A 13305-nucleotide genomic window follows, 5' to 3' on the forward strand; every position below is an offset into this window, starting at 1 on the left:
GTAAGCCGCTATGCGTGAGGGATGGAGCGCCTGTATGAGCTCTTTGCGAAGTGCCAACGCAGCAAAAGCGAGTAGCGACAGCCCGACGGCGGCAACCGCATTTTCTCTATACCACTTTATTTTCGGCCGCCGGCACGCCCAAAATCAGGAAACGGTCATGGCGATTACCCTGTAAAACTCGTTTGGGTCGAATGGTTTTGTGATGACGTCGTTCATTCCGTACGACAACAGCATTTCGCGATTTTCGTTGAGTGAGATCGCCGTGAGTGCTATGATTCTCGTGTGCTGGTCGAAGGTTCGGATGGTTTGCGTGGCGATCGTTCCGTTGATTCCCGGCAAATGTACATCCATCAAAACCAAGTCGTAATAATTGTTCTTGACGGCTTCGATGGCGTCTTCCCCGTTGTCGATGATTTCCACGAGCATCTGCTTTTTCTCGAGCATTTTGGAGGTGATCATCTGGTTGATTTTGTTGTCTTCGATGAGCAGCACTTTTTTATTCACGAAAACATTTTCGTCGTAATCTTCGTCATGCGTGATGATTTGTCCCGAACTTACCTTGAAGTCGAGGTCGAACGAAAACGTCGATCCCTGTCCGATCTTGCTGAGCAACTGGATTTGGCCGCCAAGAATGTCAATGAGTTTTTTGCAGATGTTGAGCCCGAGACCGGTTCCTCCGTATTTGCGGTTGATCTCTATCGAACCTTGGGAAAAACTGTCGAAAATCGATTCCTGCTTGTCTTCGGGAATCCCGATTCCGGTATCGATGATCTTGAAATGTATCGTCGCGACTTCCTCCTCGAGTTTCATCATCTGGGCGATGACCTTGACCTGGCCGTTTTTTGTGAATTTTAAGGCGTTGTTGATGAGGTTCATGAAGATCTGGGACAATTTCGTTGGATCTCCGATGAGGATGTCCGGAATGCGCCCGTCGATTTCTATCGTGTATTTGTTGTTGTTCGAGGCTGCGAGTTCCTTGAGCGAATTCTGGATGTTTTCGAGTAACAGCTTGAGGTTGAAGTTGATGTTTTCGGCCACGACGTGGTTTGACTCGATGCGGTTGAACTCGAGGATCTCGTTGATGAACGTGAGCAGGTAATTGCCGGAAAACTGAAGCGAGGTCAGGTAATTGAGTTGGGATTTCTTAGGGTTTTCGTGTAGTAAAAGATGCGTGATCCCGTTGATGGCATTCAGCGGCGTGCGCAATTCGTGGCTTACGGTCGAAAGGAATTCCGCCCTTGCCTTCGACGCCTTTTCTGCTTTTTCCTTTGCCGCCTGAAGCTCGGTGTTTTTTTCCTTGAGCAGTACGTTCGACTGGTTCCGGATGATGTTGTTCTTGTAAAGCGACAAACTCAAAAGCGACAGGATCGAAATCAACGCGATGGCCAAAATCGAGATCAGTTTGGCGAATTTGCTCGCCTTTTCCTGTTGCTTGTTCTCGTGGTTGAGCTGCTCGATTTTCTTGATGCGCTCGTCTTCCTTGAATTTGACGTAATCGTCGGCGCCCATTTTGGCTTTGTTGACCGACGTGATGCTGTCGCGCAGTTCCAGGTGTTTTTTGAGGAAAAGATGGGAATTGCGCAGGTCGGATATTTTTTCGTATGCCTGGCTCAACACGATGTAAATCTGGGATTTGAGCTCGTAATTGCGATATTGCTCGTTGAGTTGAAGTGCCCGTGTAAGGTAATTGATCGCCAGGTTGTTGCGGTTGCGGCCGGTTTCTATGGCGCCCATTTGATACAAGGCGTCGGCTTTTATTTTATAGGTGTCGTCCTTATCCGGAATGGCGATGATACGCCCGAAAATATTCGCGGCTTCGTCGTTTTTGCCTTTTGCGCGATACAAAATCCCCTTTTGGAGATTCAGCAGTTCGATGGCGTCTGGAATCCGCAGCGCCTGATAGATCGTCTGGGCTTTGTCGAAAGTCGTTTCGGCATGGGAATAGTTTTCCTTCTGCATATAACACAAACCGAGATTGTAATAGGCATACGCTTGTTCGGCAGACGGTTTCAAGGTGTTGAACAATGCGATGGCGCGGTTGAGCACTTCGATGGCATCGTTGTATTTCTTGATTTCGATGTAGAGATTGGCAAGAGACAGGGACGCGCTGGCCTCGCTTTCGATGTCTTTGTTGCGACGCGCGTAATCGATTGCCTTTTGCGTGTAGTCGAGGGAATTGCGGTAATTGTTGATGCGGGTGTTGAACTGGGCGAGCTCGATGTAGTAGTCCGAACTATCCACCGGCTTTTTTTGGGAATAGGCGCACGCGGTAAGCAAGAACACTAAGAATAGCAATCTCCTCATCAGTCCAGTTTGTTCGGTTAGGGAGCTAAATTTAGAGAATTATTTCCGAATAAGGGAAATAAGGTCGACAAGACGTGCGGAATATCCGATTTCGTTGTCATACCAACCCACGACCTTTACCATTTTACCGATGACGGATGTGAGTTGGGCGTCGAAAAGGCAGGAGTTGCGATTGCCCAAAATATCAACCGAAACGATGGGATCTTCGGTATAAGCCAAAATGCCTTTCAGTTTGCCGGAAGCCGCATTTTTAAAAGCCAAGTTGATTTCCTCTATGGAAACCTCGTTTTTCACATAACAGGTAATGTCGGTGAGAGAGCCGTCAGGAACAGGGACGCGTATTCCGCTGCCGCCGATCTTGCCTTCCATTTCCGGAAAAATTTTGGTAAGCGCTTTGGCGGCGCCCGTCGTCGTCGGTACAATCGATTGGGACGCGCCTCTTGCCCGCCTGAGGTCTTTGTGCGGCTGGTCGTGCAGGCTTTGATCGGTAGTGTAGGAGTGGACCGTTGTGATATAAGCCTGTTCGATCCCGCAAAGCTCGTCGATAATCTTGATCATCGGGGCGGCGTTATTTGTCGTGCAACTCGCGTTCGAAAGAATCGTTTCCGATCCATCCAAAATGAAATCATTGACGCCAAGGACTACCGTTTTGATCTCATCGACCTCGCTCGGCGCAGCAAAAATCACCTTTTTCGCTCCGCTCAAAACATGTTCGTTGATTTCCTCGAACGTCTTGAATTTGCCCGTCGATTCGATGACGACATCCACATCGAATTTCGTCCAATCGATGTTTTTGATCCCGCGCTCGTGCAGGAATGCAAAGTGCTTTTCCCCGATAATGATACCGTCGTGGTCAAACGAGACGTCCCTGTCGAGCACACCGTGTATCGAATCGTATTTGGTAAGGTGCGACATCGTGCGGTTGTCTGCGATATCGTTGATGGCGACCACTTCAATCTCGGGATGATCCAAAAGCAGGCGAAAAAGATTTCTTCCGATTCGGCCGAAACCGTTGATGGCGACGCGTGTTTTCAAGGGTTATTTTTGGGTTTGAAGTTTAACGTTTAAGTTCAAATCTGAAGTTCGATCAGGCGCAACTTAAACGTCAAACAAATCAAAGAATATGCTTCTGGGCGTGATAAGACGAACGGACAAGCGCCCCGCTCTCTACATGACGAAAGCCCATTTCCTTGCCGATTTCCTCGTATTTCTTGAATTGCTCGGGTGTGATGAACTCCTTGACAGGCAAGTGTTTTTTCGACGGTTGCAAGTATTGTCCTATCGTGACCACGTCTACATTGGCGTCGCGAAGATCGCGCATTGTCTGTATTACTTCCTCTTCTGTTTCCCCAAGGCCGAGCATGATGCCGGATTTGGTGCGTCTGATGCCTTTTTCCTTAAGGTATTTCAACACTTCAAGGCTTCTTTCGTATTTCGCCTGTATGCGTACCTCACGCGTCAATCGCCTTACGGTTTCCATGTTGTGGGAGACCACTTCAGGATCGGCCGCGACGATGCGGTCGAGGTTGCGCTCGTTCATTTGGAAATCAGGAATCAGCGTTTCTAAGGTCGTCTCGGGATTCATCCTTCTGATGGCCTTCACCGTCTCATACCAAATGATCGAACCCATGTCTTTCAGGTCATCGCGATCGACTGAAGTCACGACGGCATGTTTGATTTTCATCAGCTTGATCGAACGCGCCACTTTTTCAGGCTCGTCCCAATCTACCGTTTCCGGGCGTCCGGTCTTCACGCCGCAAAATCCGCACGAACGCGTACATACATTGCCCAGGATCATGAACGTCGCGGTGCCTTCGCCCCAGCATTCGCCCATGTTAGGGCAACTCCCTGACGTACAGATCGTGTTGAGTTTGTATTTGTCGACCAGCCCGCGCAGCTCGGTGTATTTTTGCCCGATCGGCAATTTTACCTTAAGCCATTTCGGCTTGCCCTGAGGCGGCGCAGATTCTAGAACGGTATTCATGTCGTCGGTTTTAGAATGGCAAATTTAAGCAGAAAGTTTGTTAATTAAGTGCAAACTCAAAATGCGGTCGTGGTTATGAAATAAAGTGTTGGAATTTTGGGCGTTGCCGCTCCCCGAAAACTTGTCGAAAGGTCAAGAATCGTCGTCGCGGCCGGGCTGTCCGCTTCAATCTTTTGCTTCGCAGGCTGCGCAAAAGGATTTTCGCTATCATCCCTAACGCGGGCATCCCGGCACGAAGCGTGGTAGTTGGAGGAAACTACTTTTAGCGTGGAGCGCGATGCGTTTGGCGGCTCCGCTGCGCTGCGCCGCTGCTTTAACCCATCAAGGAAGTTGACGCAAATTAATGTCAATAAATGTTGAGGAGTTGGGCGTTTGGCGGCTCCGCTGCGCTGCGCCGCTGCTTTTAACCATTAGCCAGTTAACGGCTCAACAAAACAACGCCCTACTCCGTGAACTCCAGATCCCGTCCGTGCGTCTCGGGAATCGTAATCGTCGAATAGATCGCCAATGCGAAAACGACGATCCCGACGATGAGAGCCGAAAAAACGACATCAGTCCTGGCCTTGAAGAAATCAAATCCTAGCAACATCACCGGCAAAAGTCCGCGGACCATGTTAGGAACGGTCGTCGTAGCGGTACTGCGAACGTTGGTGCCGAATTGTTCGGCCGCGACCGTGACGAACATCGCCCAATAACCGGTACCCAAGCCGAGCCAGGCGCAAAAAAAGTAGTAATGCGCTTCGGATTTTGAACCTCCAAACAGCATAATGCAAATTCCGACAGCCGTAAAAAGCATCATATATAGGATGGCTTTCTTGCGCGAATGCAATGCATGTGAAATGAATCCGCTGGCGAAATCTCCCACCGAGATTCCGATATACGTCCACATGATGGCTTTGCCGGGATTGATGCTGTCGATGCCGAAATAAGGGGCAAATTGGTTGCCCATCGTGGCCAAAATACCGACGCAGAACCAAGTCGGTAATCCGATTGCGATACATTTGAGGTATTTAATGAGTCGTCTTGTATTGGTGAAGAACGACAGGAAATTCCCTTTGGCTATGTGTTCTTTGTGCTCGATCTGCTGGAACATGCCGCTTTCAAGTACGCCGATTCTCAGGAACAGCAACATCAATCCCAAACCGCCTCCGATAAAATACGCCGTGGTCCAGTTGCCGGCCATTTCAACGGTGAGCTGTGCGACGACCGCGCCTAGCAAGCCAAATCCGGCAACCATTGAGGTTCCGATCGCCCGCAGTTCTTTAGGCAAGCTTTCCGAGACCAACGTAATGCCCGCACCGAGTTCGCCCGCAAGCCCGATGCCGGCAATGAAACGCAGGCCGGCGTAAAGCCCCACGACGTTCGATGTTTGCAGATACGGAAGAAAGCCACATGCAATGTTGGCGAGCGAGTACACGAGAATCGATCCGAACAATACCGAAAGCCGACCTTTCTTATCGCCTAGGACGCCCCACAGAATGCCGCCCAAGAGCAATCCTGTCATTTGGAAATTGAGGATGAGTGTTCCCGCCTTGTCGATGTCCACGTCGAGCGCCTCGAGGCTCGGAATGCGAACGATGCCAAAGAGAAGTAGGTCGTAAATATCGACGAAATAGCCCAAAGCGGCTACGATGACGGGAAAACTGAACAGGTATTTCAGCTTTTCGGATAGGGTAAAGGTTTGCATGTCTGTTGGTTGGTTGGACGAAGTTAATCAGATAATTAAATAATTCGCCAATTCGATTATGGAATCTGACGAAACGCCACATTTGTTTATTTTAATAACTATTCTCCATCCTTCAGATCCAAATGTCCATCTTAAAGACCTTCATCCAATCACCTAATTGTCTATTCACCTAGTCGTCTAATCATCTAATTACCCAATTACCTAATTCCCCAATCATCTAATCCCCAATTATCTAATTCCCCAATCATCTAATTACCCAATTATCTAATTCCCCAATCATCTAATCCCCAATTATCTAATTCCCCAATTATCCAATTATCTAATCATCCAATTACCCGATTATCCAATCATCTAATTGCCCAATCATCTAATTCCCCAATTATCCAATTATTCAATTCCCCAATTATCTAATTATCTAATTGCCCAATCATCTAATTACCCAATTAATCTACCTTTGCCAAAAATCAAAAAATGGAAGTAAAAGACAGCAACGGCAACATTCTCAACGACGGAGATTCCGTGACCGTGATAAAAGACCTTAAGGTCAAAGGTTCAAGCGACGTGATCAAACGCGGTACTAAGGTAAGCAATATCCGCCTGACCGACGATCCCGCCGAAATCGATTGCCGCGTCAACAAGACCGCGATGGTGCTGCGCACGGAGTTCGTGAAGAAAGTATAAGGCTTTTTGAAATCCGAGATTAAATGATAAACTGCCAAATTCAGTACATATAGAAAAAGCAGGCTTTTGGCCTGCTTCGTCATTAAATCTCGTTTTGTGTTTTATTGTTGCGGCTGGATTACGATGGGCAGCGTAAAGATCGTGCGGACGGCTTTGTCGTTTCGGATGCCCGGCTCCCATTTTTTGTTTATCGATTTGAGGACGCGGACGGCCTCTTTTTCGAGATCGGCTCCTGGTCGGTTGAGCACTTTTATGTCCGTCATGCTGCCGTCCTTCTCGATCACGAAAGACATGATGATTTTGATCCGGCTATCGTCAAACATCTCCGGTTTTTCGAAATCACGCGCGATTTTTTTGTAAAATGCGTCCATTCCTCCCGGGAACATCGGTTGTTTCTGCAGCGTCGTCGGGATAGCCGGAGTGTTGTCTGCAACTCCTGACGCCCCTGTGCCTGTCGCTGTAGTTCCTTCCGAAGCTCCGTTTGAACTTCCCGGACCAGGTTCCTGGGCAGCCGTGTTCGGCGCGGAGACGGGACCAGGATCAGGTGTCGCTTGAGCCGCCGAAACCACCTGCGGATCGACCCAGCTCGCAGCCGGAATTTCCGTAACAGTATTTTCAATGGTTTTTGGTTTCATTGGAGCCGGCGGCGTAATCGGCTCATCGAGAGTTACGCGAACAGGTGTCAAAGGTTCGGCGATCGGGTAGGAGATGACGTGTTCGGATTTACTCCCGAACGAACTCAACAAGGTGATGGTTCCTCCGCTTGCGCCTACGAACAGCAATGCATACAACATCGCCAAAAACGTAGTCTTCGGATTCTCGAGTCGAAGTTGGTAAGCGCCGTAGGCTTTGTTCCTTCCTTCGAAGACCAAATCCAGCCAGCGTTTTTCAAAAATACTTGTTTTAGACATAATCAAAAGATTTAATTGGTTAGGTAATTATGCTGCATTTTTGAGTTGGTTTGAGTGATTACTTGTATAACTGTTAAAGGCTAGTGAAAATTGTATTTTGTTGTGATATTTTGTCTGATACTTTCCACTTGTTTTTTACTTAGCCACCCGAGACGCAATCCGGCCTTGGAATTACGTGCGCATTTGTGTAAGCCCGGATGTTGCAGTTCGTCGACAAAACGCATCGATGAACTAAACCTCGATTGTATTTCAACGTTTTTTAAAGCTAGTTACGGGGAAAATTATATCGAAAAGTGAGGCAGTCAGTAATTTAGCCCTCGAAATGAAAAGGTAATTTTTTGAGGAATATGAAACATTGTGCCCACATATTTTTAGTTTTGTCGTTAACCCTATCCGTAGGGTGTTTCGCACAGGGCGGAAACCATGCTCCAGTAAAGATGGGAATCACGCAATTGGTGTCCGAGGTCATGCCCGACAACGGATCGGTAATTATAGCCTACCGTGTCGAAGAGCGCATCAACATGAACTTTGGCGGCAGGATCACAACTTACACCGTACCCAATTTGAACATGGTCAGCACGAACGACCTGGGTCCGAACAATTCCCGCAAAATAACGCCAATTTACGGCAAAGCTAAAGTTCAGGCCATGACGTTGGTTGAGGCAAAGCTAAGTGCTGCTTCAGTTGCCGTTCCGATTGCCTCGGCTGCGATCAGGATTGGTGCGGTCAAGCCCAAGTCGGCGGTCACTTCGGTTAAGATCGATCTCATCGACACTTACGAACGCACGCTTGAGAAAGGGTTTAAATCGGTCGACATGTTAAAGCGTGTAGCCAATGCCCGTTATTTCGAAGGGAACATGGTTTCGGCCGTGAAATGGTACGGCCAGCTATTAGTCGCCGATAAGAATCCCGGCGCTGATTTCTACTATCGCTACGCCTTGGCGCTCAAAGCGGTCGGACAGGTACAAAAAGGAAATGAATTCATGAAAATTTACGAATCCAAAACGTAATAAGCCCAAAAACGAAAGAAGCCGGACCAACTATCCGGCTTTTTTTATTTCCGCTTGTTTTCGATTATTTCGGCAAGTAATTTCTTGGCCCTAAGCAACTTTACTTTGATGTTGGACAGCGGCTCTCCTAAAGTGTCCGCAATCTCCTGATAAGATAATTCCTGGAAATACCGCAACTGAATGACCTCCTGGTAGTGTGGCTTGAGCTGTTTGATGCAATGCAGCAGGCTCGAGAGATTTTGTTCCGTGATGAGTTTGTCTTCAGGCGAAGGAGCCGGATCGGCAACATCGTAAGCCAGCCCGTCGTTTTCATCGTTTATGTCGAGAAACAACGCTCGCTTGCGTTTCCGGATCTGGTCGATGTGGACGTTTTTCGCGATCGCGATAAGCCACGTATTGAATTGAAATTCCGGGTTATAAGCTACAATTTTGTCAAATGCCTTGGAAAACGTCTCAATCGTGATATCTTCGGCATCCGTTTCGTTTTCGGTGCGCTTGAGCATGAAGGCAAACACCTCGTTCCAGTAGCGATCGAGCAAAAACGTAAAGGCCGATTGGTCTCCGCGTATCGCTTTCTCTATGTAACGGCTCACTTCCAATGCACGGGTTTTGAAAAGATATTGGTAATAAAGATATTCATTTGTACGATCACCAGCACGATTTCCATTATCGGAAAAAAGTAAATCGTGTCTTTTTCCTTGAGTTTCCCGGCGGCAAGTCCGAGCGTGATCCAAGTAAACAAGTAGCGGAATCCGATGATCGCCGCCACGTAGATCCACATGAACTGAAACGCCAAAAGGACGATCGGAAGTATAAAGAAAAGTACTTGCACGACAAAAAACAGCCCGAGCTGCAACTGATCGAATAATTTGTAATGGGCGGCGGTCGAAACATGTCGCCGCTTTTGGGTAAACCATTCCTTGAACGATTTTTTTGGCTCGGAATACGTGAAGCTTTCCGGCGTGCGGCAAATCGTCGTATTTTTTCCAGTGGCGGCCTGGTTGATGAACAAGTCATCGTCTCCCGAACGTACTTTCATATGTTCGATAAAACCGTTCACTTTAAAGAATTCCTCTTTTTTATACGCCAGATTGCGCCCTACGCCCATATACGGATTTCCGATTTTTGCCCATGAAAAATATTGGACGGCCGTCATCAACGTCTCAAAGCGCACCAGCTTATTGAGGAAGCCCGGCAATTTTTCATAAGCGCCATATCCCAAAACGATCGTTTTCTCCTGCGTGAAGCGCGAGGTCATTTCCCGTATCCAGTCTTTCGAGGCCGGCCTGCAATCGGCGTCGGTAAACAAAAGGTATTCTTTGCGGGCGGCCTTGATTCCCAGCGTGAGTGCGTATTTTTTGTTTCCCCAAAATGCTTCGTTGTTTTCGACTTTGACCAATCGTACATTCGGATATTGTCGTTCAAATTCCTCAAACAGCTCAAGCGTGCCGTCGCTCGAAGCATCGTCTATGAGCACGAGTTCGAAATCCGGATAATCCTGTTCGGCCAGTATCGGAACGAACTTGCGCACATTCTCTTCTTCATTTTTGGCACAAACGATTACCGACACCGGGATGCGTTTGGGCGTGCTCTTTTGTGGTTTTGAGAACGCAAATTTTCCAAAAACCAGGACGTAATACAGGAATTGGATAAAAACTACCGAAGCGAATACACAAAAAGTAATGAGCAACATAGGCGGGTGTTTTGACGCGGCAAAGATATGATTTGGTTATGTAATCGACGATTTGTTTGGCTGTTTATTTGAAGCTGTTCCCGCTGTCCGCTCAATTCCTCGCCCGAATGCCAAATTTTTATGGTCGCCCCGCGAGCTTCCTGCAGTCGCTGCGGTTCTCCCTAAAAATAAGGCGTACGCGGCTGCGGGATTTCCGCTTCCATCGGGGCTAGGCGATCTCCAATTCCCGAACTCCCGATCCGTGTCAATTTCTCCATGACAAGGGACGTTGTAATAAGTTAGGAACGTGTTTGGCTTATTTCCCGCCGTCAAACCAAAACACATTGCTCGTCAGGCCCGCGGAAATAAATAAGGGTCATTGGCGCTTAAATCGCAACAAACCGGCGCTGTACATGCACTTTTTATGAATCCGGCGTCAGGCTAAGCAGGCGGTCGCAAACTGAAACGCGTCACTGGCTGAGGTCGGGACACATCCAAACGCAGTGAACCAATCGGAACATCATACTACATTGACTTCTGCCTCGATCTCGATCCCGAATTTTTCAAAGACGGCATCCTGGACCATTTTTGCCAATTCGAGTATCTGGGCGCCGGTTGCATTTCCGTAATTCACCAGGACAAGCGCCTGATTTTTGTGCACTCCCGCGTCCCCAAACCGCTTGCCTTTGAAACCGGCCTGCTCGATAAGCCAGCCCGCGGGCACTTTCACCTGGGTTTCAGATACGACATAATGCGGTATTTCAGGGTAATTTGCTTTCGCCTTTTCATAAGTTTCAATCGGGACGATAGGATTTTTAAAAAAACTGCCGCTGTTGCCAAGTTCCTTGGGATCCGGTAATTTGCTCTGCCGAATCGCGATCACGGCATCGCTTACCTCTCTCAAGCCCGGATTTACTATGTTTTTTGACGCCAACTGTTTGATGATGTCGCCGTAACCGGTGTTGATTTTATGATCGCGTCTCGTAAGTCTGAACACGACCGAAGTGATGATGTAGTTGTTCTTTTCGGCATTTTTGAATACACTTTCGCGGTATCCGAATTCACATTCATCCTTCGTGAAGGTTCGCATTTGCTGGGTTTCTATGTGCATCGCATCGCAGCTCACGAAGGTGTCCTTGATCTCTGCCCCATAAGCCCCTATGTTTTGGATAGGTGTAGTTCCTACGTTTCCCGGAATCAGCGACATGTTTTCGAGCCCGCCAAAATCCTGTGAAATCGTCCACAACACGAATTCGTGCCAGGATTCTCCTGCCTGTGACTCCACAAGGACGTAATCGTCATCCTGCCTCAGCACTTGTTTTCCCTTAAAATCAACGTGGATCACCAAGGCATCGATGTCTTTGGTAAGCAGCATATTACTTCCGCCACCAAGAATAAATTTATTCTCGAGCCGGTGCTGTTCCAAAACCTCCCTCAACTCATCGAGAGAATGGACGGCCACGAATTGCCTGGCTTTGGCGTCTATGCCAAAAGTATTGTAGTTTTTAAGCGAAAAATCCGAAATAAGCTGCATTATTCTTCAGTAGTTAGGGCGCGGTTCAAAAAATAGTTGAGCGGCTTGATCAGCGCCAGGTCGGCAGCCGATTTCTGTACGAAATCTTTGTCAAACAGCAATTTGTCGTCAATCGTTTTGGTAACGGTGAACGATTTTAGTTTCAGGTATTCAATCGCAGGATGATCTTTCTCGTAACCCTTCGGCATCGTCTTGAGCGCGTTGTCGCGATCGAACCCTCCAAAAACGGACGCGAACTTCCCGTCGGTAAAAATCGCATCCAACTCGTCGTGGAAAAATGCAATTTCCTTGCGGATTTTTTTGAGGTCGACGTTTTCCGGCTGCCATTTTCCGCCCGCAATAAAACTTTGCCCTTTCTCGATATGGATATAATAGCCGGCGAGGTTGGTGTTTTTTTGCCCCGTCGACAACCAGATTCCCATATGGGTTTTATAGGGCGATTTGTCCTTGGAGAAGCGAATGTCGCGGTTGATCCGGAACGTGCAGTCCTTTACATTCAGCGATTCGAGCGACGCGTCATAGGTCGACATCACCTTTATGAAATCCGAGACCAGGGCGTGATAGTTTTCCTTATACGATTCGTATCGTTTCTTTTGTCCCTGAAACCAGTCGCGGTTGTTGTTCTTGCGTAAATCCTCAAGGAATTGCAGGCTTTCTTTGGCTAACATCACAATTGTTTTTTAAGGTCTTCTTCTGATATGAACCCGTCGTGTTTCCAAGTCTGTTTACCGCCCACATACAGGATGAGACGCGGCAGCGAGTCGACTTTCATTTCTTTCATCAGGGTTTTGTGTTCGTCGGCGTTGAGCCGGACGATTTTGACATCTGTTCGCTCCTTTTCCATTTTGGTCAGGTAAGGCGCCATTTTTTTACATGGCTCACACCAAGGCGCGTAAAAGTCGACGAGCACCTTATCACTTGATTTGATCAATTCCGCATATTCAGGAGACCGCATACCGACAGCTATCTCAGATCCCGCCTCTGTCTGGCTCAAACCCTGGGCATTCCACTTCACATAGCCGCCCTGCAAATCGTACACATTGGCGAATCCCATCTCGGATAATTTAGCTGCCGCTTTTTTCGAGCGCGCACCGGCTGCGCAGTACACGAAAACCGGTTTGGTTTTATCCAGCTTTGCCGCCGACGTGACAAAATCGTCCTTATCATACCAATCGATGTTTTGAGCGTTGTTCAAATGTCCGCCGGAAAACTCCTCAGGCGTGCGTACGTCGAGGATTTGCGCTTCAGGATTACCGTCGAGTTTCTCGGCGAAATCTTTCGGTCCAACCGTTTTTACATGATCCGGAGTTTGTCCCTGACACGAAAAGAGCAAGGAAACGCAGGCGAAAAGGGCCAAAATCTGAGTTTTCATAATCGAAAATAAAAGTGAGCTAAAATACGGTTTTTAGTTTTGGGTTGGGAAACGGAAATTCGAAATGAAGCACCTACGCTCCAATTCCAAACTCCAAATCATATGAAAACGAATTTGTACATGGAATCCAAATCCCCAAACCCTTTCCGA

The 13305-nt window shown here is 47.9% G+C and carries 12 protein-coding genes; 2 read left to right on the top strand and 10 right to left on the bottom strand.

The genetic code is table 11. The features are described from left to right. Positions 1-144: 144 nt before the first annotated feature. From HC229_RS08045 to HC229_RS08060, 4 genes are all read right to left on the bottom strand, one after another. Complete coding sequence (locus tag HC229_RS08045; protein WP_191019968.1) at positions 145-2304, bottom strand: ATP-binding protein; 2160 nt, start codon at positions 2302-2304, stop codon at positions 145-147. A gap of 39 nt (positions 2305-2343) precedes the next feature. Beyond that, positions 2344-3339: a type I glyceraldehyde-3-phosphate dehydrogenase gene (gap, locus tag HC229_RS08050; protein ID WP_191019969.1), complete on the bottom strand. Its 996-nt coding sequence runs from the start codon at positions 3337-3339 to the stop codon at positions 2344-2346. Positions 3340-3418: 79 nt separating this feature from the next. Then, a complete protein-coding gene (gene lipA, locus HC229_RS08055) occupies positions 3419-4288 on the bottom strand; it encodes a lipoyl synthase (RefSeq protein WP_191019970.1) in 870 nt (289 codons plus the stop codon). Positions 4289-4730: 442 nt separating this feature from the next. Beyond that, a complete protein-coding gene (locus HC229_RS08060) occupies positions 4731-5975 on the bottom strand; it encodes an MFS transporter (protein ID WP_191019971.1) in 1245 nt (414 codons plus the stop codon). A 471-nt stretch (positions 5976-6446) separates the two neighbouring features. Between HC229_RS08060 and HC229_RS08065 the strand changes: the two genes are divergently transcribed. Then, positions 6447-6656, top strand: a complete 210-nt coding sequence (locus HC229_RS08065) for a zinc ribbon domain-containing protein YjdM (protein ID WP_191019972.1) — start codon at positions 6447-6449, stop codon at positions 6654-6656. 101 nt (positions 6657-6757) lie between these two features. Here HC229_RS08065 and HC229_RS08070 read toward each other — a convergent pair whose 3' ends face one another. Next, entirely contained in the window at positions 6758-7567 is an 810-nt protein-coding gene (locus HC229_RS08070) for an energy transducer TonB (protein ID WP_191019973.1), read from the bottom strand. 437 nt (positions 7568-8004) lie between these two features. Between HC229_RS08070 and HC229_RS08075 the strand changes: the two genes are divergently transcribed. Then, positions 8005-8577, top strand: a complete 573-nt coding sequence (locus tag HC229_RS08075) for a hypothetical protein (RefSeq protein ID WP_191019974.1) — start codon at positions 8005-8007, stop codon at positions 8575-8577. Positions 8578-8621: 44 nt separating this feature from the next. On the opposite strand, the gene HC229_RS08080 is transcribed toward HC229_RS08075, so the two are convergent. The 5 genes from HC229_RS08080 to HC229_RS08100 all read right to left on the bottom strand — a co-directional run bounded on the left by HC229_RS08080 (position 8622) and on the right by HC229_RS08100 (position 13155). Beyond that, the gene (locus tag HC229_RS08080) at positions 8622-9170 is read right to left on the bottom strand and encodes an RNA polymerase sigma factor (protein WP_408610258.1); all 549 of its coding nucleotides are present in this window, start codon (positions 9168-9170) and stop codon (positions 8622-8624) included. After that, a complete protein-coding gene (locus HC229_RS08085) occupies positions 9167-10270 on the bottom strand; it encodes a glycosyltransferase (RefSeq protein ID WP_191019976.1) in 1104 nt (367 codons plus the stop codon). The genes HC229_RS08080 and HC229_RS08085 overlap by 4 nt, the downstream gene beginning before the upstream one ends. A 499-nt stretch (positions 10271-10769) precedes the next feature. Next, the gene (gene murB / locus HC229_RS08090) at positions 10770-11783 is read right to left on the bottom strand and encodes a UDP-N-acetylmuramate dehydrogenase (protein WP_191019977.1); all 1014 of its coding nucleotides are present in this window, start codon (positions 11781-11783) and stop codon (positions 10770-10772) included. Then, positions 11783-12451 carry a DUF2461 domain-containing protein gene (locus tag HC229_RS08095; RefSeq protein ID WP_191019978.1) on the bottom strand — a complete coding sequence of 223 codons (669 nt, stop codon included), beginning with the start codon at positions 12449-12451 and terminating at the stop codon, positions 11783-11785. The genes murB and HC229_RS08095 overlap by 1 nt, the downstream gene beginning before the upstream one ends. Then, positions 12451-13155 (bottom strand): rhodanese-like domain-containing protein, encoded by a 705-nt coding sequence (locus HC229_RS08100; RefSeq protein WP_191019979.1) that lies wholly within the window; start codon positions 13153-13155, stop codon positions 12451-12453. Before HC229_RS08100 ends, HC229_RS08095 begins: the two co-directional genes overlap by 1 nt. Positions 13156-13305: the final 150 nt, after the last annotated feature.

This window comes from Flavobacterium selenitireducens, assembly GCF_014748335.1.
Classification (GTDB): Bacteria; Bacteroidota; Bacteroidia; order Flavobacteriales; family Flavobacteriaceae; genus Flavobacterium; species Flavobacterium selenitireducens.

Coding starts and splice junctions, on each gene's coding strand:
- HC229_RS08045 (WP_191019968.1), bottom strand. CDS start 2,304: ATGAGGAGATTGCTATTCTTAGTGTTCTTGCTTACCGCGTGCGCCTAT.
- lipA (WP_191019970.1), bottom strand. CDS start 4,288: ATGAATACCGTTCTAGAATCTGCGCCGCCTCAGGGCAAGCCGAAATGG.
- HC229_RS08060 (WP_191019971.1), bottom strand. CDS start 5,975: ATGCAAACCTTTACCCTATCCGAAAAGCTGAAATACCTGTTCAGTTTT.
- HC229_RS08065 (WP_191019972.1), top strand. CDS start 6,447: ATGGAAGTAAAAGACAGCAACGGCAACATTCTCAACGACGGAGATTCC.
- HC229_RS08070 (WP_191019973.1), bottom strand. CDS start 7,567: ATGTCTAAAACAAGTATTTTTGAAAAACGCTGGCTGGATTTGGTCTTC.
- HC229_RS08075 (WP_191019974.1), top strand. CDS start 8,005: ATGGGAATCACGCAATTGGTGTCCGAGGTCATGCCCGACAACGGATCG.
- HC229_RS08085 (WP_191019976.1), bottom strand. CDS start 10,270: ATGTTGCTCATTACTTTTTGTGTATTCGCTTCGGTAGTTTTTATCCAA.
- murB (WP_191019977.1), bottom strand. CDS start 11,783: ATGCAGCTTATTTCGGATTTTTCGCTTAAAAACTACAATACTTTTGGC.
- HC229_RS08095 (WP_191019978.1), bottom strand. CDS start 12,451: ATGTTAGCCAAAGAAAGCCTGCAATTCCTTGAGGATTTACGCAAGAAC.
- HC229_RS08100 (WP_191019979.1), bottom strand. CDS start 13,155: ATGAAAACTCAGATTTTGGCCCTTTTCGCCTGCGTTTCCTTGCTCTTT.